Origin of the sequence: Marimonas lutisalis, assembly GCF_005434965.1 — a bacterium.
GTDB classification, from domain to species: domain Bacteria; phylum Pseudomonadota; class Alphaproteobacteria; order Rhodobacterales; family Rhodobacteraceae; genus Marimonas_A; species Marimonas_A lutisalis.
Map to the genome: position 1 here is coordinate 494,240 of NZ_SKCI01000001.1, position 23,945 is coordinate 518,184.

Annotated in this window: 22 protein-coding genes and 1 riboswitch; of the genes, 12 read left to right on the plus strand and 10 right to left on the minus strand. The window is 63.9% G+C overall.

Going from position 1 to position 23,945, the window contains the following annotated elements; translation table 11 throughout:
• The first annotated feature begins 3 nt into the window (after nucleotides 1-3).
• The 3 genes from E0501_RS02405 to E0501_RS02415 are packed head-to-tail and all read left to right on the plus strand — an operon-like array spanning nucleotide 4 to nucleotide 3,010.
• On the plus strand, nucleotides 4-1,419 hold the full coding sequence (locus E0501_RS02405; protein WP_137699750.1) for an arylsulfotransferase family protein: 1,416 nt from the start codon (nucleotides 4-6) through the stop codon (nucleotides 1,417-1,419).
• Nucleotides 1,404-1,616, plus strand: coding sequence for a hypothetical protein (locus E0501_RS02410; RefSeq protein ID WP_137699751.1), 213 nt, complete (start codon nucleotides 1,404-1,406; stop codon nucleotides 1,614-1,616). The genes E0501_RS02405 and E0501_RS02410 overlap by 16 nt, the downstream gene beginning before the upstream one ends.
• Nucleotides 1,616-3,010, plus strand: coding sequence for a sulfotransferase (locus E0501_RS02415; RefSeq protein WP_161594530.1), 1,395 nt, complete (start codon nucleotides 1,616-1,618; stop codon nucleotides 3,008-3,010). The genes E0501_RS02410 and E0501_RS02415 overlap by 1 nt, the downstream gene beginning before the upstream one ends.
• 3 nt (nucleotides 3,011-3,013) lie before the next feature.
• Here E0501_RS02415 and E0501_RS02420 read toward each other — a convergent pair whose 3' ends face one another.
• From E0501_RS02420 to E0501_RS02435, 4 genes are all read right to left on the minus strand, one after another.
• Nucleotides 3,014-4,240: an aminotransferase-like domain-containing protein gene (locus E0501_RS02420; RefSeq protein WP_137699753.1), complete on the minus strand. Its 1,227-nt coding sequence runs from the start codon at nucleotides 4,238-4,240 to the stop codon at nucleotides 3,014-3,016.
• A 143-nt stretch (nucleotides 4,241-4,383) separates the two neighbouring features.
• Nucleotides 4,384-4,857: a DsrE family protein gene (locus tag E0501_RS02425; protein WP_137699754.1), complete on the minus strand. Its 474-nt coding sequence runs from the start codon at nucleotides 4,855-4,857 to the stop codon at nucleotides 4,384-4,386.
• 128 nt (nucleotides 4,858-4,985) lie between these two features.
• Nucleotides 4,986-6,245 (minus strand): PhnD/SsuA/transferrin family substrate-binding protein, encoded by a 1,260-nt coding sequence (locus E0501_RS02430; protein WP_161594531.1) that lies wholly within the window; start codon nucleotides 6,243-6,245, stop codon nucleotides 4,986-4,988.
• Nucleotides 6,246-6,285: 40 nt separating this feature from the next.
• Nucleotides 6,286-7,686 (minus strand): MORN repeat-containing protein, encoded by a 1,401-nt coding sequence (locus E0501_RS02435; RefSeq protein ID WP_193555869.1) that lies wholly within the window; start codon nucleotides 7,684-7,686, stop codon nucleotides 6,286-6,288.
• Nucleotides 7,687-7,849: 163 nt separating this feature from the next.
• On the opposite strand from E0501_RS02435, the gene E0501_RS02440 reads away from it, so the two are divergent.
• The 3 genes from E0501_RS02440 (at nucleotide 7,850) to E0501_RS02450 (ending at nucleotide 10,776) form a co-directional block, all read left to right on the plus strand.
• A complete protein-coding gene (locus E0501_RS02440; RefSeq protein ID WP_137699756.1) occupies nucleotides 7,850-9,511 on the plus strand; it encodes an NAD+ synthase in 1,662 nt (553 codons plus the stop codon).
• 96 nt (nucleotides 9,512-9,607) lie between these two features.
• The gene (locus E0501_RS02445; protein WP_137699757.1) at nucleotides 9,608-10,132 is read left to right on the plus strand and encodes a hypothetical protein; all 525 of its coding nucleotides are present in this window, start codon (nucleotides 9,608-9,610) and stop codon (nucleotides 10,130-10,132) included.
• 98 nt (nucleotides 10,133-10,230) lie between these two features.
• Nucleotides 10,231-10,776 (plus strand): 2OG-Fe(II) oxygenase, encoded by a 546-nt coding sequence (locus E0501_RS02450; protein WP_137699758.1) that lies wholly within the window; start codon nucleotides 10,231-10,233, stop codon nucleotides 10,774-10,776.
• Nucleotides 10,777-10,840: 64 nt separating this feature from the next.
• Here the strand turns inward: E0501_RS02450 and E0501_RS02455 are convergent, their stop codons facing one another.
• Both E0501_RS02455 and E0501_RS02460 read right to left on the minus strand, forming a co-directional pair.
• Nucleotides 10,841-11,236 (minus strand): metallopeptidase family protein, encoded by a 396-nt coding sequence (locus E0501_RS02455; protein ID WP_137699759.1) that lies wholly within the window; start codon nucleotides 11,234-11,236, stop codon nucleotides 10,841-10,843.
• Between the two features lie 61 nt (nucleotides 11,237-11,297).
• A complete protein-coding gene (locus tag E0501_RS02460) occupies nucleotides 11,298-12,230 on the minus strand; it encodes an MBL fold metallo-hydrolase (RefSeq protein WP_137699760.1) in 933 nt (310 codons plus the stop codon).
• Nucleotides 12,231-12,449: 219 nt separating this feature from the next.
• Between E0501_RS02460 and E0501_RS02465 the strand changes: the two genes are divergently transcribed.
• A complete protein-coding gene (locus E0501_RS02465; protein WP_137699761.1) occupies nucleotides 12,450-13,778 on the plus strand; it encodes an MFS transporter in 1,329 nt (442 codons plus the stop codon).
• Between the two features lie 69 nt (nucleotides 13,779-13,847).
• Nucleotides 13,848-15,170 carry a glutamate--tRNA ligase gene (gltX, locus tag E0501_RS02470; RefSeq protein WP_137699762.1) on the plus strand — a complete coding sequence of 441 codons (1,323 nt, stop codon included), beginning with the start codon at nucleotides 13,848-13,850 and terminating at the stop codon, nucleotides 15,168-15,170.
• Nucleotides 15,171-15,203: 33 nt separating this feature from the next.
• Here gltX and E0501_RS02475 read toward each other — a convergent pair whose 3' ends face one another.
• From E0501_RS02475 to E0501_RS02485, 3 genes are all read right to left on the minus strand, one after another.
• Entirely contained in the window at nucleotides 15,204-15,971 is a 768-nt protein-coding gene (locus tag E0501_RS02475; RefSeq protein ID WP_137699763.1) for a hypothetical protein, read from the minus strand.
• Nucleotides 15,972-16,225: 254 nt separating this feature from the next.
• Nucleotides 16,226-16,774, minus strand: a complete 549-nt coding sequence (locus E0501_RS02480; protein ID WP_161594532.1) for a DUF2202 domain-containing protein — start codon at nucleotides 16,772-16,774, stop codon at nucleotides 16,226-16,228.
• A 226-nt stretch (nucleotides 16,775-17,000) separates the two neighbouring features.
• A complete protein-coding gene (locus E0501_RS02485) occupies nucleotides 17,001-17,585 on the minus strand; it encodes a gamma-glutamylcyclotransferase family protein (protein WP_137699765.1) in 585 nt (194 codons plus the stop codon).
• A gap of 95 nt (nucleotides 17,586-17,680) precedes the next feature.
• Here E0501_RS02485 and E0501_RS02490 point away from each other — a divergent pair, with 95 nt between their 5' ends.
• The 4 genes from E0501_RS02490 (at nucleotide 17,681) to gcvP (ending at nucleotide 22,913) form a co-directional block, all read left to right on the plus strand.
• Entirely contained in the window at nucleotides 17,681-18,154 is a 474-nt protein-coding gene (locus E0501_RS02490) for an RrF2 family transcriptional regulator (RefSeq protein WP_137699766.1), read from the plus strand.
• Nucleotides 18,155-18,257: 103 nt separating this feature from the next.
• Nucleotides 18,258-18,344, plus strand: a riboswitch (glycine riboswitch).
• A 154-nt stretch (nucleotides 18,345-18,498) separates the two neighbouring features.
• Entirely contained in the window at nucleotides 18,499-19,617 is a 1,119-nt protein-coding gene (gene gcvT / locus E0501_RS02495; RefSeq protein ID WP_137699767.1) for a glycine cleavage system aminomethyltransferase GcvT, read from the plus strand.
• Nucleotides 19,618-19,636: 19 nt separating this feature from the next.
• On the plus strand, nucleotides 19,637-19,996 hold the full coding sequence (gene gcvH / locus E0501_RS02500; protein WP_137699768.1) for a glycine cleavage system protein GcvH: 360 nt from the start codon (nucleotides 19,637-19,639) through the stop codon (nucleotides 19,994-19,996).
• Nucleotides 19,997-20,081: 85 nt separating this feature from the next.
• The gene (gene gcvP, locus E0501_RS02505) at nucleotides 20,082-22,913 is read left to right on the plus strand and encodes an aminomethyl-transferring glycine dehydrogenase (protein ID WP_137699769.1); all 2,832 of its coding nucleotides are present in this window, start codon (nucleotides 20,082-20,084) and stop codon (nucleotides 22,911-22,913) included.
• A gap of 111 nt (nucleotides 22,914-23,024) precedes the next feature.
• Here the strand turns inward: gcvP and E0501_RS02510 are convergent, their stop codons facing one another.
• Nucleotides 23,025-23,891: an inositol monophosphatase family protein gene (locus E0501_RS02510; RefSeq protein ID WP_137699770.1), complete on the minus strand. Its 867-nt coding sequence runs from the start codon at nucleotides 23,889-23,891 to the stop codon at nucleotides 23,025-23,027.
• Nucleotides 23,892-23,945 lie beyond the last annotated feature (54 nt).

The window sequence follows — 23,945 nt, forward strand, 5'->3', positions numbered from 1 at the left end:
TCGGTGCGCGACGACGACAGAAAAGAAAAGCTGGCGACATGGGCCGGAGCCGTGATGGCGGGTTTCCTTGTCATGGTGTTTTTCGCCTGGGCGGCGTTGCAGGCCCTGCTGCAACCGGCGACTGTCGGCGCGCCGGGGCGCGTGGCGCTGAACCTTGCGATGCTTCCCAGCAAGGTTGCGGAAGCCTGGGACGAGGCAAAAGGTATCGTGACCGGGCAGGAGGCGACGCGCTTTCTTTCGGTGCCGCGGCCGGATGTGGACATGGCGGGCTTTCGCCCCGTCCGCGGGCCTGAAGGCACGGCATTTTCCGAATTGATGGTGCGTGGCGATGCGCATGGTGCCGACCGGGGCTGGCGTCTGCTGGGGGGCGCGATGCAGGCGGACGGACGGGCCGGCAACATGGCGGTTCTGCTGGATCCCGATCTGCGCGTGGCGCGGGTGTGGGACCTGCATGAAGACGATGTAGAGGTCAGCAACAAGGCGCGCGAGTCGCGTCGGGTGGTGCACGGGTTGCAGATATTGCCGGACGCCTCGATCGTGTTCGGTTTTGATCACGGGGCGGGCCTGCAACGGCGCGATGCGTGCAATCGGCCGGTCTGGGTAACGCCGGGAACATATCACCATTCGGTCATGGTGCAGCCGGACCAGGAAACACTCTGGGCGCTGCGTGACTGGGGCTTTGCCGATGAGGGCGAGGGTGCAAATGCCCCGCCGGGCACTGGGCCGGTCGAGCTGGACCTGGCGACGGGCGCGGTCAGGCGCGAGATCAGCCTTGCCGCGATAATGGCGGCCAATCCGCGGCTGGGCCTGTTTGAACTGGCCCGCAAGGATGAAAACGCGGTCGAGACCAACGCGACCGAGACCATTGGTCAGTGGTTGGGCGACCCGGTGCATTTCAATGATGTCGAGCCGCTGCCTGCGGAAATGGCGGATGTTTTCGACGGATTTGCCGCGGGCGATCTGCTGATCTCGGCCCGCGATCTGAACACGGTTTTTGTGGTCGATCCCGAGACGCTGAAGGTCAAGTGGCATCACACCGGGGGTATGCTTCGCCAGCATGATCCAGACTGGCGCCCGGATGGCACGATTTCGGTTTTCGACAACGCGATGGGGCTGGGCACAAGCCGGATCATCACGATCGATCCCGAGACGCACGCCACCCAGATTACCTATGATGGCGAAGAAAACGGGTTCTATACCCGCATTCGCGGCAAGCACATGCGCACGGCCCGCGGCGATCTGGCGATCGTCAGCCCACAGCAGGGGCGGGCCTTTGAACTGGGACCGACGGGCGCGCCGGTTCTCGAGTTTATCAACCTCAAGCCGGGGGTGGCGGACAAGTCGTTCGTTCTGACCGAATACCTCTGGCTTCCTGAAACAGCGCTTGATCTGGAGGATGTGACATGCACAGACAGCTGATCCTTTTGACCTCGGTTTTCGCCCTGATGCCTGCCATGGCGCAGGCCTATATCGGCCCCGGCATGGGGCTGGGCGCGGTGGCGTCGCTTCTGGGGCTCGTCGCCGTGTTCTTCATGGTGATGATCGCCTTTATCTGGTTCCCGATCAAACGCCGGATCGCCAAGCGGCGTGCGGCGGCGGAACACGGCGTGAAATGATGCCGATGCTGGCCTCTGCGGCGGCGCTGGCGGCGCTGACGCTGATCCTGGTGCAGATTGCGCTGCGCCTGCCGCTGGTCCAGGCGGTGGGCGCGATCACGGGGCCGAGCCTGCGCTCGATCGCGGTTTTGCGGGCGCGGGGCATATCCGACCACTGGAAAGAGCGCGCGATGAAGCATTATGCGCGGCGCACCTTTGGCGGGGTGCTCTGGTTCTCAGGCCAGATCGTGCTGTTGGCGGTGGTCGCGCTGGGGATCGGGGCCGGGGTGGCCCGGATCGTTCCGGGATTTGTGGAATTCTCGTTCGGCTGGCAGGGATTGATCCTGTCGATTGTCGTGGCGACCGGCTGGATCATGCTGCGCGGCGTGCTGGACGGGCCGGCGGAAGCGTCTGCGAGTGCCTATACGCCGATGGAGCAGATGATGCACCGGCTGGCGCTGGGGAACGGGGCGGTCGCCGAGATGGCCTTTGGTCTCAATCAGGTGATCGCGCGGCCTGATCCGGAGGTTGCGAAAGACGGCGCGCATGTTTTCGTGGCGGGGCTGGCCCGCGCGGGAACGACGGTTCTGACCCGGGCCCTGCATGAGAGCGGAGCGTTCGGATCGCTGAGCTACCGCGATATGCCCTTCGTTCTGGCACCGAACCTGTGGAGCCGGTTGAACGGGGGCGGCGGTGTGGCCGCCGCCGAACGGGCGCATGGAGACGGGATTGCCGTGGATCTCGATAGTGTCGAGAGCCTGGAAGAGCCGTTCTGGCGCGTGTTCGATGGCAATGCCTACCTGAAATCAGACCGGTTGTTGCCGCACAGGCCGGGTGCCGCGCTGGTGCAGAAATATCGCTGCTACGTGGCGGCCATCCTGAAGGCGCGCCGGGCGAACCGCTACCTTGCGAAGAACAACAACAACACAATGCGGCTGAATGCACTGGCCGAGGCGTTTCCGAACGCGCATCTTCTGGTGCCGTTCCGCGATCCTGTTGCGCATGCCGGATCGCTTCACCGGCAGCATGCGCGGTTCGTGCAGATGCATCGTGACGACCCGTTTTCGCGCGATTACATGGGATGGCTGGGCCATCACGAGTTCGGCTCGGACCATCGCCCCTTCGCGCCCGGGGCGAAACCGCAAGGTGATCCGCAGACGCAGGAGTATTGGCTCGAGGAATGGTGCGCGGTTTATCAATGGCTGCTGGACACGGCGCCCGGGCAGGCGCGGTTCGTGTGCTACGAAGACCTGTGCAATGATCCCGGTGCATGGGATGGCCTGTGCGCCGAGCTGGACATAGAGGCGGTCGATGCAGCGTTCCGTCCGGCGCCGCTGGCATCGCGCAGTGAGCTCAATCCGCTTCAGATGCGGGCCTATGAGATCTATGACCGGCTGCGCATGCGCAGCCGGTGAGCCTTAGCCGCGTGCCACGTTGCCCGAGCGGGTGGGCAGGCCGAATTCCTCGAAGCAGACATCGGCGAGTTTCGCGACGCCTTCGCGGATGGTATCGAGCGGGGCATGGCCGAAGCAGAGCCGCATCCGGTGGCGGTGCTTTTCGCCCTCGACGGTCCACTGGCTGCCCTGGTTGATCTCGATCCCGTGTTTCAGCGCAGCCTCGTAGAGGCGATCGGTATCGACGGTTTCGGGCAGGGTGACCCAGAGATAGATTCCGCCAACGGGCCGGTCATAGCTGGCAGCGGCGCCGAAATGCTCATCCAGCGCGGCACAGAGCGTATCGGCCTTTTCCTGAAGCATCGGCAGCAGCGCGTCGACATGGGCGTCGAACCGGCCCGGCAGGTATTCGGCCAGCGCCATCTGTTCCAGTGCGCCGGACCCGGCATCGGTCTTGAGCGGCAGGATGTGCCCCATGAGCGGCCAAGGCGCGACCAGGAAGCCCATGCGCAGTGCCGGCGCGATGGTTTTCGAAAACGTGCCGCAATAGATCACGCGATCTTCGTCATCGAGCGCGTGGATCGCGGGCGGGCGGGTGCCGGAAAACACGAGATCGGCATAGCAATCGTCTTCGAAGATCGGCACGTCGTATTTCTTCGCCAGGGCCAGCATCTGGCGGCGGCGGTCTTCCGGCAGGACCGAGCCGGTAGGGTTCTGGATCGTGGGGATGGTGTAGATGAACTTGGGCTTGGTGCCCTGGTTGGCCAGCGTTTGCAGCGCCTCCTCCAGCGCATCCATGCGGATGCCGTGTTCATCGAGCGCGACGGGATAGGGCGTGACGCCAAGGGCGCGCAGCTTCTTGATTGCGCCCATGTAGTTGGCTTCTTCCAGCAGCACCACGTCGCCGGGATTGAGAAGCGCCTTGTTGACAAGGTCCATTGCCTGAAGCGAGCCGGTGGTTACCAGCACCTGTTCTGGCGGCACGTTCATCCCGGCGCGACGGTCGAGGATGGCGCAGATTTCCTCGCGAAGCGGCAGATAGCCCTGCGGGCCGCTGTCCATGAAATACTTGCCCATGGCGTGACCCTCTTCGCGGATCACGCGGGCGACGGCCTCGGCCAGAGCGTCGGCGGGCACGGTAGGTTCATCGATGTTGCCGCCGACGAAATGGTATTTCGGCAGGCCTTGGAACGGTTGGGCCTGCTGCGCGGCGGCGGTGGTGGAAAGGAAATCGTCGAAGGCGAAACTCATTTTGCGCTGTCCCTGTTGGTGGTGGCTTTTTGAAACGAGTTTAGGGCGGGCTTACCCGCCGGTCCATGCCATGTGACGCAACGAAAAAGGGCGCCCGGCGGGGCGCCCCTGTTGGTTGATCGCGAGTGGTATTCCGACGGTGATCAGGGTTTGATGTAGGTGTAGCCCTGAGCCTGCAGGTGGCTGAGCTCGGCGACGCCGGAGGGCACGACATCCTCATCGTAGGCGTCGAAGAGGTCGTTGTTGAGGTCGATGTTCCGGCCGCGCAGCGTGTTGGCGCAGATGTGGAAGGCAACCTTCTGATTCTTCAGTTCCAGAATGCGGCCCTGCATGTTCTTGTTGCCTTTGGCGGCCTGCAGAAGGCCGACGCCATTGCCGTGCATCACGACCTTGATTTCCATGTTTTCGGCGCCGACGGCGTTGATGTGGTTCTGGATGTTGCGCATCGCGCCCATGTACTTCTTGTTCTCGTCACCACCGGGATAGTTGATGTGGTAGACGACCTTTTGCTTGCTGTAGCGTTCGTTGGCGTCGGCTTGGCCGGCGCCGAAGCCCAGAAGCGCGAGGCCCAGCGACAAGGCGACGATACCCGCGGCGAATTTCTTGAGAATGGTCATTTGTGGTTCCTCCCTTTGGTCCGGTCCTGTGTTCGGATGTTCCGGATGGATAAAGTGTCGCAGGCGGGCGAAGGGCAGGAAACCCGCAGCATTACCGGAAAAAGCGGGAAAATACCCTAGGGGAATCCCTAGGTTGGCGCGGTCGGGGCCTGTTTGGCAAGGCTTTGCGCGGCCTTGTGCACGAGTTCGGCCGTTGTGTTGGTGTCATACTTGCGCAGGAGGTTCGAGCGGTGGAATTCCACGGTCTTTGGGCTGATGCCCAGCTGCCGGGCGATCTGCTTCGATGACAGACCTTGCGTAACCAGATCGAGGACTTCGCGTTCCCGCTGGGTAAGCGCCACGGCGGGCCTGTCGGCGGTGGGGGCCGGGGCGGCCGGGGCCGGTTTGCGCCGGCGCGACAGCATCCAAAGGCCAAGGAGCGCGCCGATCAGGGCCGCGCTTGCGATGAGTCCCGGCAGGAGAAGGCGGGAGATGCGTTGCTGCCGGTCGAGCCGCGCGGCATAGGCCTGCGACAGGGCCACGACGGCGTGATAGCTGCGCGGCGCGCCCCAGCCGTCGCGCAGGCCGTGGGTGGTGCGCAGCGTGGCGTCCTGCGTGGCCAGAAGCGCCAGCGCCATGCGGTCGCGCAGTCCTTCGTCCGTGCCCGACATCGCCAGGAAGGGCCATTCGGGATAGAGCCGGGTCGAAAGCGTGTCGGGGTAGGTATAGGAGGCGTTGGCGTTCAGCACCTTGATCTGCGCGGGATCGAGCTTGCCCTCTGCGGCCAGTTCCTCGATCAGGCCGCTGCGGATGATGCCGATCTCGGTGCGGCCGGCGCGCACATCGTCGATGATCCGATCCATCGGGAAGCCGACGAAATCGAGTGCTGCGAAATCCGAAAACGGGTCGATCCCCTGTTCGACGAAGGCGGCCCAGGCGACCTGGAACCCGCCGAAGGCATTGGGGCTGATCGCCGTGACGCGTTGGCCGGTGGCCTGCTTCAGGCTGTCGATCGGGCTATCGGCGGAGGTGATGATGGCGCTGCCGAATTCGGACACGTAGGAGCCATCCGAAAGCCTGCGCTTGCGCGTGGCAAGAACGCTCATCGGGCGGGTGCGGGCGAGATCCACGTAATGGCCCGGGTTGGTCACCAGGAAGTGCACGCCGCCATTGTCTATCAGCGGCCCGGCCGAGGCCAGCGTGACCGGAACGAGGCGGGTGGGCTGGCCCAGCTGCCGGGCGATATAGCGTTCCAGCGGTTTCCATTGCGGTTCGGTTGTGCGCCAGCCGCGAAAGGCCAGCACGCCGATGCGCACTTCGTTTTCCGGGGTGTCCTGCGCAAAGGCGGGGCCTGGCACGCCGGAAAACGCGGCGAGCACGATCAGCAAAGAAGCGAGCGCAATGCGCATGCGTATCCTCCCAGCCGGGCCGAAGGCGGGGTGAGCGGGATTAGTTCGATTTGAGCGCGCCGTTTTCCCAGGTGCCGCTTTCCTCGCCGCCTTCGGCATAGACCATGGTCCCGGTGCCCTGGCGTTTGCCGTTCAGGAACGTGCCGGTATAGACATCGCCGTTGGCATAAGTGGCCTTACCTTCGCCCGAAATTTCGCCGTCCTGCCACTGACCGGTATAGGTGAACCCGTCGGGCATGACGATTTCGCCTTGCCCGTGGCGCTGGCCGTTCGCGAATTCGCCCTTGTAGACGGTGCCATCGGGGTAGCTTGCCTGGCCCTGGCCGTGGCGCTGGCCCATCTGCCAGTCACCTTCATAGCGGTAGCCGTCGGCATAGGTCATCACCCCGAGGCCATGGTTCTTTGCGTCCTTGAACGCGCCTTCGTAGACCACGCCGTTGGCATAGGTGGCCTTGCCCTGGCCCTCGATCACGCCGGCCACCCAGAGGCCCTCATAGGTGGAGCCATCGGGGTAGGTGATCTTGCCGGTGCCATCGGCCAGGTCATTACGGAACTGGCCGGTATAGACCGAGCCGTCGGGATAGGTCACGGTGCCGTCGCCTTCGATACGCCCGGCGACCCAGGAGCCTTCGTAGCGATAACCATCGGCACCGGTGAAGATGCCCTGGCCTTCGCGCTTGTCGTCCTTAAATTCGCCTTCGTAGACATCGCCATTGGCATAGGTGACCTTGCCATTGCCTTCGCGGCGGCCGGCCACCAGCATGCCTTCATAGATGTCGCCATTGGGCTGCGTCAGCTTGCCGTCGCCGTTGATCTGGCCCTCTTTCCACAGCCCTTCATAGACCAGCCCGTCGGGCATGGTGAGCGTTCCCTGGCCTTCGCGCGCGCCCTGTACGATCTGGCCTTCGTAAATCGCGCCATCGGGATAGGTGATCTTGCCCATGCCATCCTTGACACCGTTCACCCAGTCGCCGTCGTAGACATAGCCGTTGGGCGAGGTCATCACGCCGCGGCCGTGATGCATCGCGTTGCGGAAACCGCCTTCGTAGCGCACGCCGTTGGCATAGATCGCAACGCCCTGGCCGGTAATCTTGCCATCGACCCAGTCGCCTTCGTAGGTGCCGCCATCGGAAAAGACGATCTTGCCCACGCCTTCGGGTTTGCCCTTGGCAAATTCGCCCTCATAGACCGAGCCGTTGGGAAAGCGCGCCACGCCTCGGCCGCGAATCTCGCCTTCGACCCAGTCGCCGGTATATTCATAGCCATTGGGCAGCCGATATGTGCCGGTACCATGCTGCAGGCCGTTCTTGAACGTGCCTTCGTAAACGCCGCCGTCATCATATTGCTTGGTCTGCGTTTCGCTGTCCTGCGCCAATGCGGGCATGGCCAGCGCCAGTGCCGCGGCAGAGGCGAACAGACCTGTGCGAAGCGGTGATGTCATCGTGCACGTCCCCCTGAACATCCCCCGCCTGCGGCAGGGGTGGGCGGAAATCTAAGCGAGGCGGGCGCGCTGGGCAACGCCCTTTTCCCGCGACCGGCCCAAATCGGCTTCCCCTCGGGCGGTGATCTGCTAAATCTGGCGGGCAAGAGCATGAGGAAAGCCGATGAGCGATCAATTCCGCCTGACACTGGCCCAGCTGAACCCGATCGTGGGCGATATCGACGGCAATGCCACCAAGGCGCGCGCCGCGTGGGAGGAGGGGCGTGCGGCCGGTGCGGACCTGGTGGCGTTTCCGGAGATGTTCATCACCGGCTACAACACCCAGGACCTGGTGATGAAGCCGATCTTTCACCAGACCGCGATCGCCGCGATCGAGGCGCTGGCGCGGGACTGCGCCGAGGGCCCGGCATTGGCCATCGGCGGTCCGGCGATCGAGGGCGCATCTCTTTACAACGCCTATTTCATCTGTTCGGGCGGGCGGATCGTGACCACGGTATTGAAACACCACCTGCCGAACGAGACGGTGTTCGACGAGGTTCGGATATTCGACAGCGGGCCGATTGGCGGGCCCTACGCGGTGGGCAACACCCGCATCGGCAGCCCGATCTGCGAGGATGCCTGGCACGAGGACGTGGCCGAGACGCTGGCCGAGACGGGCGCCGAGTTCCTGCTGGTGCCCAATGGCAGCCCCTATTACCGCAACAAGTTCGACACCCGCGCCAACATGATGGTCGCGCGCGTGATCGAGACGGGCCTGCCGCTGGTTTACCTGAACATGGTGGGCGGGCAGGATGACCAGGTGTTCGACGGCGGGTCCTTCGTTCTGAACCCGCATGGCGAGTTGGTGGTGCAACTGCCGGTCTTCGATGACTGCATCGCGCATGTGGATTTCGAGCGCGGGCCAGACGGCTGGCGCGCGAAGCCGGGCGAAAAGGCGCACCGGCCGGATGAGTGGGAGCAGGATTATCGCGCGATGGTCGAAGCGTTGCGCGACTATATGCGCAAGACCGGGTTCAGCAAGGTGCTGCTGGGTCTTTCGGGAGGGGTCGACAGCGCGATCGTGGCGACGATCGCGGTGGACGCGCTGGGCCCCGACAACGTGCGCTGCGTGATGCTGCCGTCGGAATATACCAGCGAAGCGAGCCTGGAGGACGCCAAGGCGGTGGCCGAGGCGCTGGGCTGCCGCTACGACTTCGTGCCGATCTCAGGTCCGCGCGCGGCGGTGACCGAGGCGCTGGCGCCGCTCTTCGAGGGGCGGGGCGCGGATATCACCGAGGAAAACATCCAGTCGCGGTTGCGCGGGCTTCTGCTGATGGCGCTGTCGAACAAGTTCGGCGAGATGCTGCTGACCACAGGCAACAAATCGGAGGTCGCGGTGGGCTATGCCACGATCTATGGCGACATGGCGGGCGGCTACAACCCGATCAAGGATCTTTACAAGACGCGGGTGTTCGAAACCTGCCGCTGGCGTAATGCCAATCACCGGCCCGACTGGATGATGGGCCCGGAAGGCGAGGTGATCCCGCCGCGGGTGATCGACAAGCCGCCAAGTGCCGAGCTGCGCGAGGATCAGAAGGACGAGGACAGCCTGCCCCCCTACGAGGAGCTGGACGCGATCCTGGACATGCTGGTGGACCGCGAGGCGAGCGTGGCCGATTGCGTGGCGGCAGGGTTTGACCGCGAGACGGTGAAACGCGTGGAACACCTGCTTTACATCAGTGAATACAAGCGCTTCCAGTCGGCGCCGGGCACGCGCCTGACGCCGCGCAGTTTCTGGCTGGACCGGCGTTATCCGATCGTCAACCGCTGGCGCGATCCGGGCTGATCCGGGCAACGGGGTGGCATGGCGCGCCGGATTTGCTAGGGTTCAGGGTATTGGATCAGCAATTTGGAGGGCACCATGCCGGGAATTTCGAGCCGAATGATTTCAGCATTTGCAGCGGTTCTGATCGCCGGGAGCGCGATGGCCGCCGATCTGACCGCGCCGTTCGAGAAGATCGGCGAGATGCAGGTGGACCTGGGCGGCGACACGATGATGCTGGTCGTTGCGCGGAACACTGAAAAAGGCAGCGCATATGCCGAGCAGAAGATGATCATGGGATCGTTTCTGACGGTGAACGTGGTGGGCCGCGCGGTGACGGACGAGGGCAAGCCGGGCCGCCCGATGCTGCAGATGACGTTCCAGAAACAGGGCGGCGCGCTGAACCTTCTGTCGGCGGAAGTGTTCGACGATCAGGGATTTGACGCGCCGATGGTGATGGACCCGGATTTCGGCGAGAAGGGCCCGGTCACGGTCAGCTTCGAGAATGACCATCTCGAGGCGACGGTGGAGGGCGCGTTTCTGCGCCTGACCGGATATGCCAAGGGGCAGCCCGTGCCGGCCGAGGGGGCCAAACCCGTTCCGGCAGCGATCAAGGTGAGCGTGGACGTGCCGCCGATGGAATGACGCCGGGCGGAAAGCGACGCCGGTGTCGGGGATGGGCGGGACGCCGGGGTGCAACTCCGGCATGAGCGGCGGAAAGCTCTACAGGATGGCCGCCGCCAATGCAGTTTCGCCCCGTTCCGGACGCGTTTTCGAAGGATCAGTGTGACAGGATCGTCGCCGCGGCCCGCGCGGCGAAGGCCAGTGACGCGCGGCTGGTGCGCGGCGACCGCGACCACAACCTGCGCCGGGCCGACCTGGTTTGGATCGACGACCTGGACGGCATGGGTTGGGTGGCCGAGCGTCTGTTCGAGGTGGTGCGCGAAGTGAACCGCGATTTCGGGTTCGACCTGGATGCCATGGCCGAGAGTCCGCAGGTGGCACGGTACGGGGCCGAACGCGAGGGGCATTTCGGCTGGCACAGCGATATCGGCGAGGGGGCGGCGGCGGGGCGGCGCAAGCTGACGCTGGTGGTGCAGCTGAGCGAGCCCGAAGGCTATGACGGCGGGGCGCTGGAGCTGATGCCGGGAGCGGGCATCCTGACGGCGCAGAGGGTGCGGGGCAGCGCAGTCGCGTTTCCGTCCTTCGTGATCCACCGGGTCACGCCGGTAACCCGCGGCGAACGCCATTCACTGACGATCTGGGCCCACGGGCCGGCCTTCCGGTAGGGGGTGGCAGGCTTAGGCCCGCCCTACGCCGGACGCGAGCGTGTTGTCTGCGGTCAGCCGGCGTTCACTCCCACCAGCGGTCGATGGTGGCGATGTCATCGTCGGACCAGCCGAAATGGTGGGCGAATTCATGCACGGTGACATGCGCCACCAGCTCTTCGATCGTGACATCGCCGCGATCGCGCCATTCCGCGAGGATGGGTTCGCGAAAGAGCCAGACCGTGTCGGGGCGCTGGGGCTGGTCGAACACGGATTTGTGGGTGAGCGGGATGCCTTCGTAAAGGCCCGTCAGCTCGATCGGGTCGGCGATGCCGAGATCGCGCAGCATCTCGGGTGCGGGCCAGTCGGTGACATGGATCACGACGCCCGAGGCCGGGCCGAGAAACGGTGCGGGAAAACCGGCCACGGTATCACGGGCGATCTGTTCGATGCGGGTGGCGGAAAAGAGCGGGCCTGTCATGCCCGCAGATATGGTGGGCCGCGGCGGCAAAGAAAAGCGCCGCGGCCCGGGGTTTTAGGAATTATTCCATCATCAGCTGATAGCTGGCGGGCACGTAGTGGAACCCGTCACCGCGGGTTTCGACATAGCCCTTGGCCGGCCAGGGCATATGGTAGCCGATGAAGGGGATCTTGTCGGCGGCCATCATGCCCAGCATGCGGCGGCGGGTTTGCGCTGCCATTTCCTTGTCGCGGTCGAATTTCACTTCCCAGTCGGGGTAGGCCAGCGACCACACATAATGGTTGGCGAAGTCGGCGCCGAGCACGAGTTGCTGGCCATCGCTTTCGATCATGTAGGCCATGTGGCCCGGGGTGTGGCCGAAGGCGGCCATGGCGGTGATGCCCGAGGCGACACTGCCGCCATCGTCGAGCATGGTCATCTTCTCGGCCAGCGGGCGGACCTTTGCTTCGAACCCTTCATTGCCTGACATGTCCCAGGCGTCGAACTCGGCCGCGCCGGTCATGTAGGCGGCATTGGCGAAGGTCGGCGTGGTGCCATCGGACAGACCGCCGATATGATCGCCATGCATGTGGGTGATGACCACCTTGTCCACCTGTTCGGGGCTGTAGCCAGCGGCCTTGATCGCGCCGGAGATGCCCCCGGGGTTAAGGCCGGTATCGAACAGGATCAGCTCGGACCCGGTGTTGACGACCGTGGGGGTGAAGAAGAACTGTGCTTTGTCCGTGGGAATGTGCGCGGCGGCGGAGGCGGCGGCGAACTCATCTGCCGAAACGTTCATGCCGAAGATCGACTGGGGCTCGGGCACGGTGCGGGTGCCGGCCAGCAGCGCGGTCACCTCGAAACTGCCCAGCTTGAACCGGTTGAAACGGGTGGTGGCCATGCCCAGCATTTCGGCCGCGGCAAAGGCGGGCGAGGTGGTGGCGGCGGCGAAAGGCAGGGCCGCAGCCCCCATCAGGGCCTGGCGGCGGGTGATTGAAAAGGCAGGTTTCGTCATGACTTTCTTCTCCCAGTTGATATGCAATTGCCAGGAGGATACGCGCGATGGGCTGAAATGGATGTCACGAGCGTGTGAAGAATGATGCACAGCAATGGTGCGGAAACGCGCATATCCCGAAGGCCGCGGACCGGCAGGCATGCCAGGCCCACGCATGGGTTTTCCTGCCGTGAACGAGCCGGGGCTTTTCTATCCTCGGCGTGCGGATAGGATGAGGCCATGATTGCGGTTCTTCTCCACCCGGTCTTCGGACGGCTTTTCGCGGCCCAGGTTGTGGCCCTGCTTGGCACCGGGTTGCTGACCGTGGCGCTGGGCCTGCTGGCCTATGAGCTGGCCGGGGCGCGGGCGGGCGTGGTGCTGGGCGCGGCGTTGACCATCAAGATGGTGGCCTATGTCGGCCTGTCGCCCGTACTGGGCGCGCTGGTTGCGCACTGGCCGCGCAAGGCGGTGCTGGTGGGCACCGATCTGGTGCGCGCGGCAGTGGCGCTGTGCCTGCCTTTTGTCAGCGAGGTCTGGCAGGTCTACGCGCTGGTCTTCGTGCTGCAGGCGGCCAGCGCGACATTCACCCCGGCGTTCCAGGCGACGATCCCCGATGTTCTGCCGGAGGAAGAGGACTACACGAGGGCGTTGTCGCTGTCGCGGCTGGCCTATGACCTGGAAAACCTGCTGAGCCCGGCTCTGGCGGGCGTGCTTTTGCTGGTGATGTCGTTTCACTGGCTGTTCCTGGGAACGGTGACGGGTTTTCTGGGGTCTGCCGTGCTGGTGCTTTCAGTGGCGCTGCCGCGGACCGAGCCACGCAGGCAACGCCCGTTCCGCGAGCGTCTGACACGCGGGATACGGATCTACCTGGCGACGCCCCGGCTGCGCGGTTTGCTGGCGCTGAATTTCGCCGCGGCGGCCGTGGGGGCCTTCGTGCTGGTCAACTCGGTCGTGATCGTGCGCGGAGTCTACGGGGGCAGCGAGGCGGATCTGGCGCTGGCGATGGCGGGGTTCGGCGGGGGATCAATGGTCATGGCGCTGGTTCTGCCGCAGCTGCTGCACCGGGTCAGTGACCGGCGGGTGATGATGCAGGCGGGAGCCGGACTGTCGATGCTGGCGCTGGCGGCGGGCCTTTTCGTCGTGTTGTTGGATGCGCCCGGCTGGCGCGTGTTCTGGCTGAGCTGGGTGGCGGTCGGCGCGCTGTATGCCGCGGTGCTGACGCCGGCGGGGCGCCTGCTACGGCGCTCGGCCCACGAGGAGGACCGGCCTGCGATCTTTGCCGCGCAATTCGCGCTGAGCCATGCCTGCTGGCTGATCGCCTATCCGTTCGCGGGCTGGGCCGGGGCCACGCTGGGCCTGGGGGCGGCACTGGCGCTGGCGGGGGCGGCCGGGGTTGTGGCCGTGGTCCTGGCTGGACGGTTCTGGCCCGAAGGATCGGGTGCGCCGATCGTGCATGAGCACCCGGATCTGCCCCCCGATCACCCGCATCTGAAGGCGCATGGCGGGCGCCGACACGCCCATGTTTTCGTGATCGATGACGAGCACCGGGCCTGGCCCACGCAGGGCTGAGGCCACGCGGTTTCTGGACAAAGGCGCGGCGTTGTGAGATGTGCCGCGGCAACACCCCAGGAGGCACTTATGGTCACCACACGTTTCGCCCCGTCGCCCACCGGATACATCCATGTGGGTAACCTGCGCACCGCGCTGATGAATTTCCTGATCGCGCGCAAGGCGGGCGGGCAATTCATCCTGCGCATCGACGATACCGACCCGGAACGCTCGAAAGAGGAATATGTCGATGCCATCAAGGAAGACCTTGAGTGGCTCGGGCTTCAATGGGACCGGGTGGAGCGGCAATCGGCACGGCTGGACCGTTATGCGGCGGCGGCCGACAAGCTGCGTGAGATCGGACGATTCTACGAGTGTTTCGAGACGCCGACCGAGCTGGACCTGAAGCGCAAGAAACAGCTGAACATGGGCAAGCCGCCGGTTTATGACCGCGCGGCGCTGGACCTGACGGACGAGGAAAAGGCCAAGCTGCGCGAGGAGCGCGGTGGCTACTGGCGTTTCAAGCTGGACCAGGAGCGGATCGAGTGGGAAGACGGCATCGCCGGGCCGGTGTCGATCGACGCGGCCAGTGTTTCCGATCCGGTGCTGATCCGGGCCGATGGGCAGGTGCTTTACACGCTCGCTTCGGTCGTGGATGACACAGAGATGGGGGTGACGCACGTGGTGCGCGGGGCGGACCACATCACCAATACCGCCACCCAGATCCAGATAATCGAGGCCCTGGGCGGTACGGTGCCGAATTTCGCCCATCACAGCCTGCTGACCGGGCCGCAGGGCGAGGCGCTGTCGAAGCGGCTGGGCACGCTGGCGCTGCGCGACCTGCGCGCGCGCGGCGTGGAGCCGATGGCGCTGTTGAGCCTGATGGCGCGGCTGGGATCGAGCGATCCGGTCGAACTGCAGGACGACATGGGCAAGCTGATCGACGGGTTCGACATCACGCGTTTCGGCACCAACCCCACGAAATTCGACGTCAACGACCTCTATCCGTTGACTGCGCGGGTATTGCACGCCGCGCCGATCGAAGAAATGGCCGAGGATATTCGCGCCGCCGGCGTGCCCGACGATCAGGCCGAAGCCTTCTGGGGCGCGGTGCGCGAAAACGTGGAAACGCGCAAGGATATCGCGGCGTGGTGGACGCTGTGCCGGGACGGTGCGAAGCCGGTGATCGACGAGGAGGATGCCGCGTTCGTGGCCGAGGCGATGGGGATGCTGCCCGAGGGTCCGTTCGATGGCGAGACCTGGGGAAAATGGACTTCCGCCGTGAAAGAGGCGACGGGCCGAAAGGGCCGTGGGCTGTTCATGCCGCTGCGCAAGGCCCTGACGGGCATGGACCACGGGCCTGACATGGGCAAGCTGATGCCGCTCTTGCAGGTGATCCGCGCGCGGGATTAGGCCCGCGCGCTTCCCTGATCGTGTTTCGTGGTCTCAGGGGATGTAGACCTGACGCACGTAGACCGGGATATCCATGATGGCGACGGCGTCCTGCGTTCCGTCGAGAAGGCCGGACAGACCTTTCAGCTTGTTGGTGATTTCGAATTCACCGGCCATCGGTTTGCCCAATCCGTCGCTTTTCAGTACGTCGACAAGTTGCGTGTAATCGAACAACCGCGCGATTGACGGGTCCGCGTTGGAGAATACCTTGGCCTTTGATGGCGCCCAGTTGCGGCGACCGGTTTTGAAGGCGAGTTTCATCTCAAGCCTGCCGTCATCCGTGCTTAGAGACCAGTGATCGGTGCGGTCCTGGCCACCGTCCTCGGCGGGCTGGCTGGTCGTTGCGCGGGTGATTTGCGACACGACCGTGTTGCCGTATGTGTCGAACGCGTCATTCGTCGTATAGACACGAAGCACGTAAAGGCGCACGTCGTCGCCGGCCTCTTGCTTGGCAAGACCAAGTATTGCGACTGCGCGGCTGGTTGCGGGCGGTCTGGGCTTGCCTTCGGCGTCAAGCGCCATCTGACGATCCTCGAACCCGACAAGCAGGTTGGCGCCCTTCATCGGTCCTGCGGGAAAGCCGATCGACCGCCATCCCTCGGGCATGTGGGACTGCACCGCTTCGGCGTTGGTTTTGAAGCCGACGAGAACGCGGCTGTCGATGTTGGAACCTTCGAGTGTCTGGCTGTACGCGGTGCCGGCAATCGTCGCCACCGCCAGAGCGGTGAGCATCATTTTGCAATGTTTGATGAGTGGTGTCATGGAACGTCCCCTCCCTTTGACGGTTATCAATCGCCGCCTTAGGCAAATGCCCGCTCCAAAAAAACTCGCTGATTTCGCCTTTTGGCAACGAACCAGATTATCAAAGGAAATCTGTCAAACGTCGTTGACCCTGCTCAAAGACGGCGGTGTTTCCCTTTGAACACCGGTCGAATTGCAGTGTCCTACCAGGCAAGCGCGGAAAAAACGAAGGCCGGCGCTGTGGCCGGCCTTCGAACAGGTGTCTTGGCTCTGGATCAGCCGAGCAGGGCCTCGAAGGCGTCGAGATGGTAGCTCGATCCGGTCAGCAGGTTTTCATAGACGCCGGCCAGAACCGTGCCTTCGACATCCTCGATGGCGGCGGCGATATCGACCATGTCTTTCTCTTCGATGATCACGCCCACCTCGAGCGCGGCGGTCAGCGACTCGCTGCCCATTTCGATCAGCGTGTCATAGAGTTCCTGCAACTCTTCGTTCTCGAAGGTGCCGGCCTCTTCAAAGACGAAGACATCAGTGTCGATCCCCAGGTTTTCGGCCTGTTGAATCAGCGCGTCGAAATGCCGGTCCTCGGACTGGGCGATGTTGTCGAAGATCGGCAGGCCATACATGTCGTAGAAGGCCTCGTAGACATCACCGGCGAGCTTTTCTTCCTCGATCATGAAGATCAGTTCCGCGATTGCCTCGTCGCTGTAGGTCACGGTCGTGGTTTGCGTGCTCGTATCGGTGGCGCCGATGTCTTTTGACGCCGTTCCGAAATCGGTTTGCCCGCCTTTATAGCCATATTTGAATTGAGCCTCAGCTTTCATTCTTGCTGCCATTCTCATCAGATTACCTCTTTGTTTTTCTTCGGGTAATCGCGCGTTTCCCGAATATCATGACTTTATAATGTGACTTTTTGGCGGCTGCAAAGCAGGGTGCGGCAAATTGCGCTGAAACTTGCCTTTGAGTCGGCGGGATGCAGCCGAGTCGGTTGCGCGGTTTTTGGTCGCAGGGTCTGGAAATCCGGACTGTCCGGCCGAACGGATTCCGCCGTCAGACCGGGTGCTGGTCGATGATGGTGACGTTCAGGCGGCGCAGCGCGGCATCGACGAAATCCCGCTCGTCCGGAGCAAGGACCTGGTGGCGCGAATAGACCGGGTTTTCGCGATCGTCCATCACAGGCGCGTCCCAGCCGGTGGTGGTATCGAAAAACCGTTGCGCGCCTTCTTCGCCGAATTCGCGCAGATAGCCCTGAATGACGACATCGACATAGGAGAGCAGCACCGGGTGGGCCGCATCAGGATGGCCGTGGGCGTCATGCGGGATCGAGTAGATCGCTACGTCGAGACGGTGCGGCAACGGGTGGTCGATATCGTCGGGCACGCGGACCCGGGCATAGGCGTGTTCGCGTTCGTCGAGCGCGGTCCAGTCATCGCCCGGCACATGGGCGATCATGCCGTCGATGGTGCAGGCGGGATCGGGCACGGCGGTGAGAAAAGCCACGGGGCGCAGATGCGTGTGCCGCCAGGCCCGGCGCCAGCCGCGCGCCTTGGCCGGATGGGCATCGGCGTAATCATGTGTGGCAAGGTTCACCAGCGAGCCGTAGCCGAAGAAATATGCGCCATTGGGATCGGACATGCGGCCAATGTGCGCATGGATTGATCCATGTCAAACAGGTATTGGCAGTAAATAATTATAAGTTCCACATCTTTTCACCTGCGGGGGCCAGCCACGTGCGGATCACCAAGAGAACCAACATCGCCATTCGTGTCCTGATGTTCTGCGAGGTCAATCGTGGGCGATTGGTGACCAAGGCCGAGATCGCCGAGTGCTGCAACACGAGCGAGAACCACCTGGCGCAGGTGATCAACCAGTTGGGCCAGTTGGGGTATCTGCACACGCAGCGCGGCCGTAACGGCGGAATCGAACTGGGCCGGCCGTCGCGCGAGATCGTGATCGGCGAGGTGTTTCGCGCGCTGGAAGGGCATGTGCCGCTGACGGAATGCTTTGCCGATGTCGACAATACCTGCCCGCTGGTCGATGCGTGCCGCCTGCGCCTGGCCATTCAGGACGCGGCCGAGGCGTTCTATGCACAGCTGGACGAGGTCACGCTTGATGCGCTCGTATGCGACAACGACCCGCTGAGAGCTATCATGGCGCCGGGCATGTGCGGCAACCGGAAAGCCGCCGAGGACACCGCCGGTTGAACCCGCGCCCCGGCCAAGCATGAGCCGGACGGCAATATCAATATGAACCGAATGACGGATCAGCCCCCTTGCGGCGCAAGGGGCGGTATACTAGCGTATGCGCATCATCGGACCGGGAGAACCGTGATGCACGGTGCCGAAGGAGCAACCGCCCCGGAAACTCTCAGGCCAAAGGGACCGGCCGGTGAAAAGGACTCTGGAGAGACCCCGGATAATCCGGGGCGCCGAAGGGATAGCGATCTCAGGCAAAAGGACAGAGGGGGCATCAGGACGCGTGGAACCCCACGCGTAACAATGATGCCGGTTGCCCCAGACCAGGACCGGTGAACGCAAGGGAGCACGCGATGCCGGACCTGCTGAAAACGCCGCTGTTTGATCTGCATGTCGAACTGGGGGCCAAGATGGTGCCCTTTGCCGGATACGAGATGCCGGTGCAGTATCCGCTGGGAGTGATGAAGGAGCATCTGCACACCCGCGCCCGGGCCGGATTGTTCGACGTGAGCCACATGGGCCAGGTGATCGTGCGCGGAGCGGATGACAATGGCGCCGGCGCATTCGAGGCGCTGGTGCCGCAGAGCATTAAGGGCCTGCCGGAAGGGCGGCAGCGATACGCGTTTTTCACCGATGAGAATGGCGGCATTCTGGATGACCTGATGGTCGCCAACCGGGGCGATCACCTGTTTGTCGTGGTCAATGCCGCGTGCAAGGCCGATGACATCGCGCATATGAAGGCGCGTCTGCCCGGCTGCGAGGTGGAGGAGTTGACCGACCGGGCGCTGCTGGCGCTGCAGGGGCCGGAGGCCGCCACCGTGATGGCCGATATCGTGCCGGCGGTGTCGGATATGCGCTTCATGGACGTGATCATCGCCGACTCGGTTTTCGGCGAGCTGTGGGTTTCACGCTCGGGCTATACCGGTGAGGACGGGTTCGAGGTTTCGGTTGCAGCGGGGCAGGCGATGAACCTGGCGCATGTGCTGCTGGCCTATGACGAGGTCGAGCCGATCGGCCTGGGCGCGCGGGATTCGCTGCGCCTGGAGGGTGGGCTGTGCCTTTATGGCAATGACATCGACACCGGGACGAGCCCTATCGAAGCGGCGCTGGAGTGGGCGATACAGAAGGTGCGGCGCCGCGGCGGCGAGCGCGAGGGTGGTTTTCCGGGCGCCGACCGTATCCTGGCGGAGCTGGAAAACGGCGCGGAGCGGCGGCGCGTAGGCTTGTCACCGGAGGGACGCGCGCCGATGCGGGCCGGAACCGAGCTATACGAAACGAACGAGGGTGGTACGCCGGTGGGCGCCGTCACCTCGGGCGGATTCGGGCCGAGCGTGGGCGCGCCGGTGGCGATGGGCTATGTGCCGGCGCGCTTGTCAGGAACCGGAACACGTCTTTACGGTGAGGTGCGTGGCAAGCGCCTGCCCGTCACGGTGGCGCAGCTGCCATTCGTGGCCGCGAATTTCAAACGTTGAAACAGAGGGGATGAAACCCATGAAATACACCGAAGAACACGAATGGCTGCGCGAAGAGGATGGCGTGATTGTCGTGGGCATCACCGAGCACGCCAGCGAGCAGCTGGGCGACGTGGTGTTCGTCGAACTGCCCGAAGTCGGCGCCGAAGTGACCAAGGATGACGAAATTTGCGTGATCGAAAGCGTCAAGGCGGCGAGCGACATTCTGGCCCCCCTCGATGGCGAGATCGTCGAAGTGAACGAAGCCATCGTCGAGGACCCCGGCAAGGTGAACGAGGATCCGCTGGGCGATGCGTGGTTCTTCAAGATCAAGCCGTCGGACCTGTCGCCGATGGACGATTACATGGACGAAGCCGCCTACAAGGATTTCATCGGCTGAGTATGGGCCCGCCGGAGGTTTTCGGCGGGCATTTTTGGGCAAGATGCAGCAGGGGTGCGGATGATCCGGCCCCGGGGGAATTGAAATGGCTTTCACACCGACCGACTACCTGCCTTACGATTTCGCGAACCGCCGCCATATCGGGCCCAGCCCGGCAGAAATGGAGGAAATGCTAAAGGTCGTGGGCGCGGACAGCCTCGAGGGGCTGATCGACGATACCCTGCCCAAGGCGATCCGTCAGAGCGATCCGCTGAACCTTGGAAAGGCCAAATCAGAGCGGGAGCTACTTTATCACATGCGGGTGACGGCCTCGAAGAACAAGGTGCTGAAATCGCTGATCGGGCAGGGCTATTACGGCACCGTCACGCCCCCTGCGATCCAGCGCAATATCCTGGAAAACCCGGCTTGGTACACCGCCTATACCCCCTACCAGCCCGAGATCAGCCAAGGCCGGCTCGAGGCGCTTTTGAATTTCCAGACCATGGTGAGCGACTTGACAGGGCTGGAGATCGCCAATGCGTCTCTGTTGGATGAGGCAACGGCCTGCGCCGAGGCGATGACCATGGCGCAACGGGTCGCGAAATCGAAGGCGACGGCGTTTTTCGTCGACCGCGATTGCCACCCGCAGAACATTGACGTGATCCGCACGCGGGCCGAGCCACTGGGCATCGAAGTGATCGTCGGCAACCCCGACAAGATGGACCCCGAAAAGGTGTTTGGCGCGATCTTCCAGTATCCCGGCACCTATGGCCATGTGCGCGACTTCACCAAACTGGTCGAAAAGCTGCACGCGGCGAAAGCGATTGCCATCGTGTCGGCAGATATCCTGGCGCTGACCCTGCTGAAAGAGCCGGGCGCGATGGGCGCCGATATCGCCGTGGGCAACACCCAGCGCTTTGGCGTACCGATGGGATATGGCGGTCCGCACGCGGCCTACATGTCGTGCCGTGAGGCCTATAAACGGGCGATGCCCGGGCGGCTGGTGGGGGTTTCAATCGACAGCCACGGCAACCGCGCCTACCGCCTGGCGCTGCAGACCCGCGAGCAGCACATCCGGCGCGAAAAGGCCACGTCGAACGTTTGTACCGCGCAGGCTCTGTTGGCGGTGATGGCCAGCATGTATGCGGTTTACCACGGGCCCGAAGGGCTGAAGGCCATCGCCCAGCGTATCCACCGCAAAACGGTGCGCCTCGCGAAAGGGCTGGAAGAGGCGGGCTTCAAGGTCGATCCGAAGGTGTTTTTCGACACGATCACGGTGGATGTCGGCCCGCTGCAGGCGGCGGTGATGAAATCGGCCGTCGATGAAGGCGTCAACCTGCGCAAGGTGGGCGAGCGGCGCGTCGGTATTTCCATCGACGAAGCCGTGCGCAGCGCCGATATCGAAGCCGTCTGGCGGGCCTTCGGAATCGTCCGCAAGGATGACGATTTCACCCCCGAATACCGCGTGCCGGAGGACCTGCACCGCCAGAGCGATTACCTGACCCACCCGGTTTTCCACATGAACCGGGCCGAGACCGAGATGATGCGCTACATGCGCCGTCTGGCCGATCGCGACTTGGCGCTGGACCGCGCGATGATCCCGCTGGGCAGCTGCACGATGAAGCTGAACTCGGCCGCCGAGATGATGCCGGTCAGCTGGCGCGAGTTTTCGATGCTGCACCCGTTCTGCCCTGAAGACCAGGCGCTGGGCTACAAGGAGCTGATCGACGACCTGAGCGCGAAACTGTGCCAGATCACCGGTTATGATGCCTTCTCGATGCAGCCCAATTCGGGGGCGCAGGGTGAATATGCCGGTCTGTTGACGATCGCCGATTATCACAAGTCCCGCGGCGAAGGACATCGCAAGGTCTGCCTGATCCCGATGAGCGCGCATGGCACAAACCCGGCCAGTGCCCACATGGTGGGCTGGGACGTGGTGCCGGTGAAATCCGCCGAAAACGGGGATATCGACCTGCAGGATTTCCGCGAAAAAGCCGAGAAATACAGCGAGAACCTGGCCGGCTGCATGATCACCTATCCCAGCACCCATGGCGTGTTCGAGGAAACCGTGATCGAGGTCTGCCGCATCACCCATGATCACGGCGGGCAGGTCTATATCGACGGGGCCAACCTGAACGCGATGGTGGGGCTCAGCCGCCCTGGTGATCTGGGCGGCGACGTCAGCCACCTGAACCTGCACAAGACCTTTGCAATCCCGCATGGCGGTGGCGGGCCCGGCATGGGGCCGATCGGGGTGAAAGAGCACCTCGTCGCCCACCTGCCGGAAAAATCCGGCGCGGTCAGCGCAGCGCCTTTCGGCTCGGGCTCAATCCTGCCGATTTCATGGGCCTATATCCTGATGATGGGCGGCGAGGGCCTGACCCAGGCCACGCGGGTGGCGATCCTCAATGCCAACTATATCGCTCGGCGCCTCGAAGGCGCTTATGACGTGCTCTACAAGGGGCCCACGGGCCGGGTGGCGCATGAATGCATCATCGACACGCGCCCCTTTGCCGACAGTGCGGGCGTGACGGTTGATGACATCGCCAAGCGGCTGATCGACAACGGGTTTCACGCGCCCACGATGAGCTGGCCTGTGGCCGGCACGCTGATGATCGAGCCGACGGAGAGCGAGACAAAGGCCGAACTGGACCGGTTCTGCGATGCGATGCTGTCGATCCGCGAGGAGATCCGCGCCATCGAGGAAGGCCGGATGGACCCGGAGAACAACCCGCTCAAGAACGCGCCGCACACGATGGAAGATCTGGTCAAGGACTGGGACCGGCCCTACAGCCGCGAAGAGGGCTGTTTTCCTCCGGGCGCTTTCCGGGTCGACAAGTACTGGCCGCCGGTCAACCGCGTCGACAATGCCTGGGGCGACAGGCATCTCGTGTGCATATGCCCGCCGGTCGAAGCCTATGGCGAGGCGGCGGAATAGTCTGGCGCCGCGTCCGGGCCTGTCGCGGAAAAGATGACGCCGGTAACGATCCCCTGCTTCATCTGACGGCAAATACCTCGGGGGTCCGGGGGCTGGCCGCCGGTTCCGGCGCTACGGCGCAAGCGCCGGTGCGATCTTGTCGCGCAGCCGGGTCCAGCTATCCTCGGACGCGGCGCAGAGCAGATGGCCTTCGGTCACCGTGATGTCGTAGTCGCGCCCGTCGAGGAAGCGGGCGACGCCGCCTGCGCGCCGGCAGATCATCGCGCCGGCGGCATGGTCCCATGGGTTGAGCGTGCCGGACAGCACGAAATCCACCGCCCCTTGCGCCAGGAGCCGGTATTCGTGGCACGAGCAGCGCAGGGCGCCGATACGGGCGAAGTCGGGAATCAGCGGGGCCAGTGCCGCTTGCTGGTCCTTGGGCAGCAGCGACAGATGCACGATGCCCGAAAGATCACCCAGCGGTCCGCCTGCCGATGTCGAGAGCCTGCGCGGGGCCTGGGCCACTTCCGATTGCAGGGCCGGCCCGTCCTCGGTCGCGGTGATCCAGTCATCGGTGATCGGATCGTAAAGCATACCGAAGATCGGGTGGCCGAAGCGGGTGACCGACAGGATCACGCCGAAGAGCGGCAGGCCATGGGCGAAATTCCAAGTGCCGTCCACGGGATCGATGATGATGGCAAGTTCGGCCTCGGCGGCGCGTTTGCGCAGCGATGCGTCTCGCGAGGCGGCCTCTTCGCCGAGGATGGCGGCGTTGGGAAAGAGCTGCCGCAGTCCGCGTTCGATCATCGCCTCGGCGGCATGATCGGCATCGGTCACCAGGTCTGCCGGGCCGGTTTTTTGCGAAATCTGGCCTTCGGTCAGGTTGCGAAAGCGCGGCAGGATCTCGGTTTTCGCGGCGCGACGCACCAGGTTGATGATGGTGGAAATCTGCGCCTCGGTCAGGCGCGTGATGGGTTGGGGCAGGGTTTCGGCGGTCATGGGGTCATGCAACTGGGAACTGTCGGCATAGGGATCGCATCTGGGTGCGGGCTG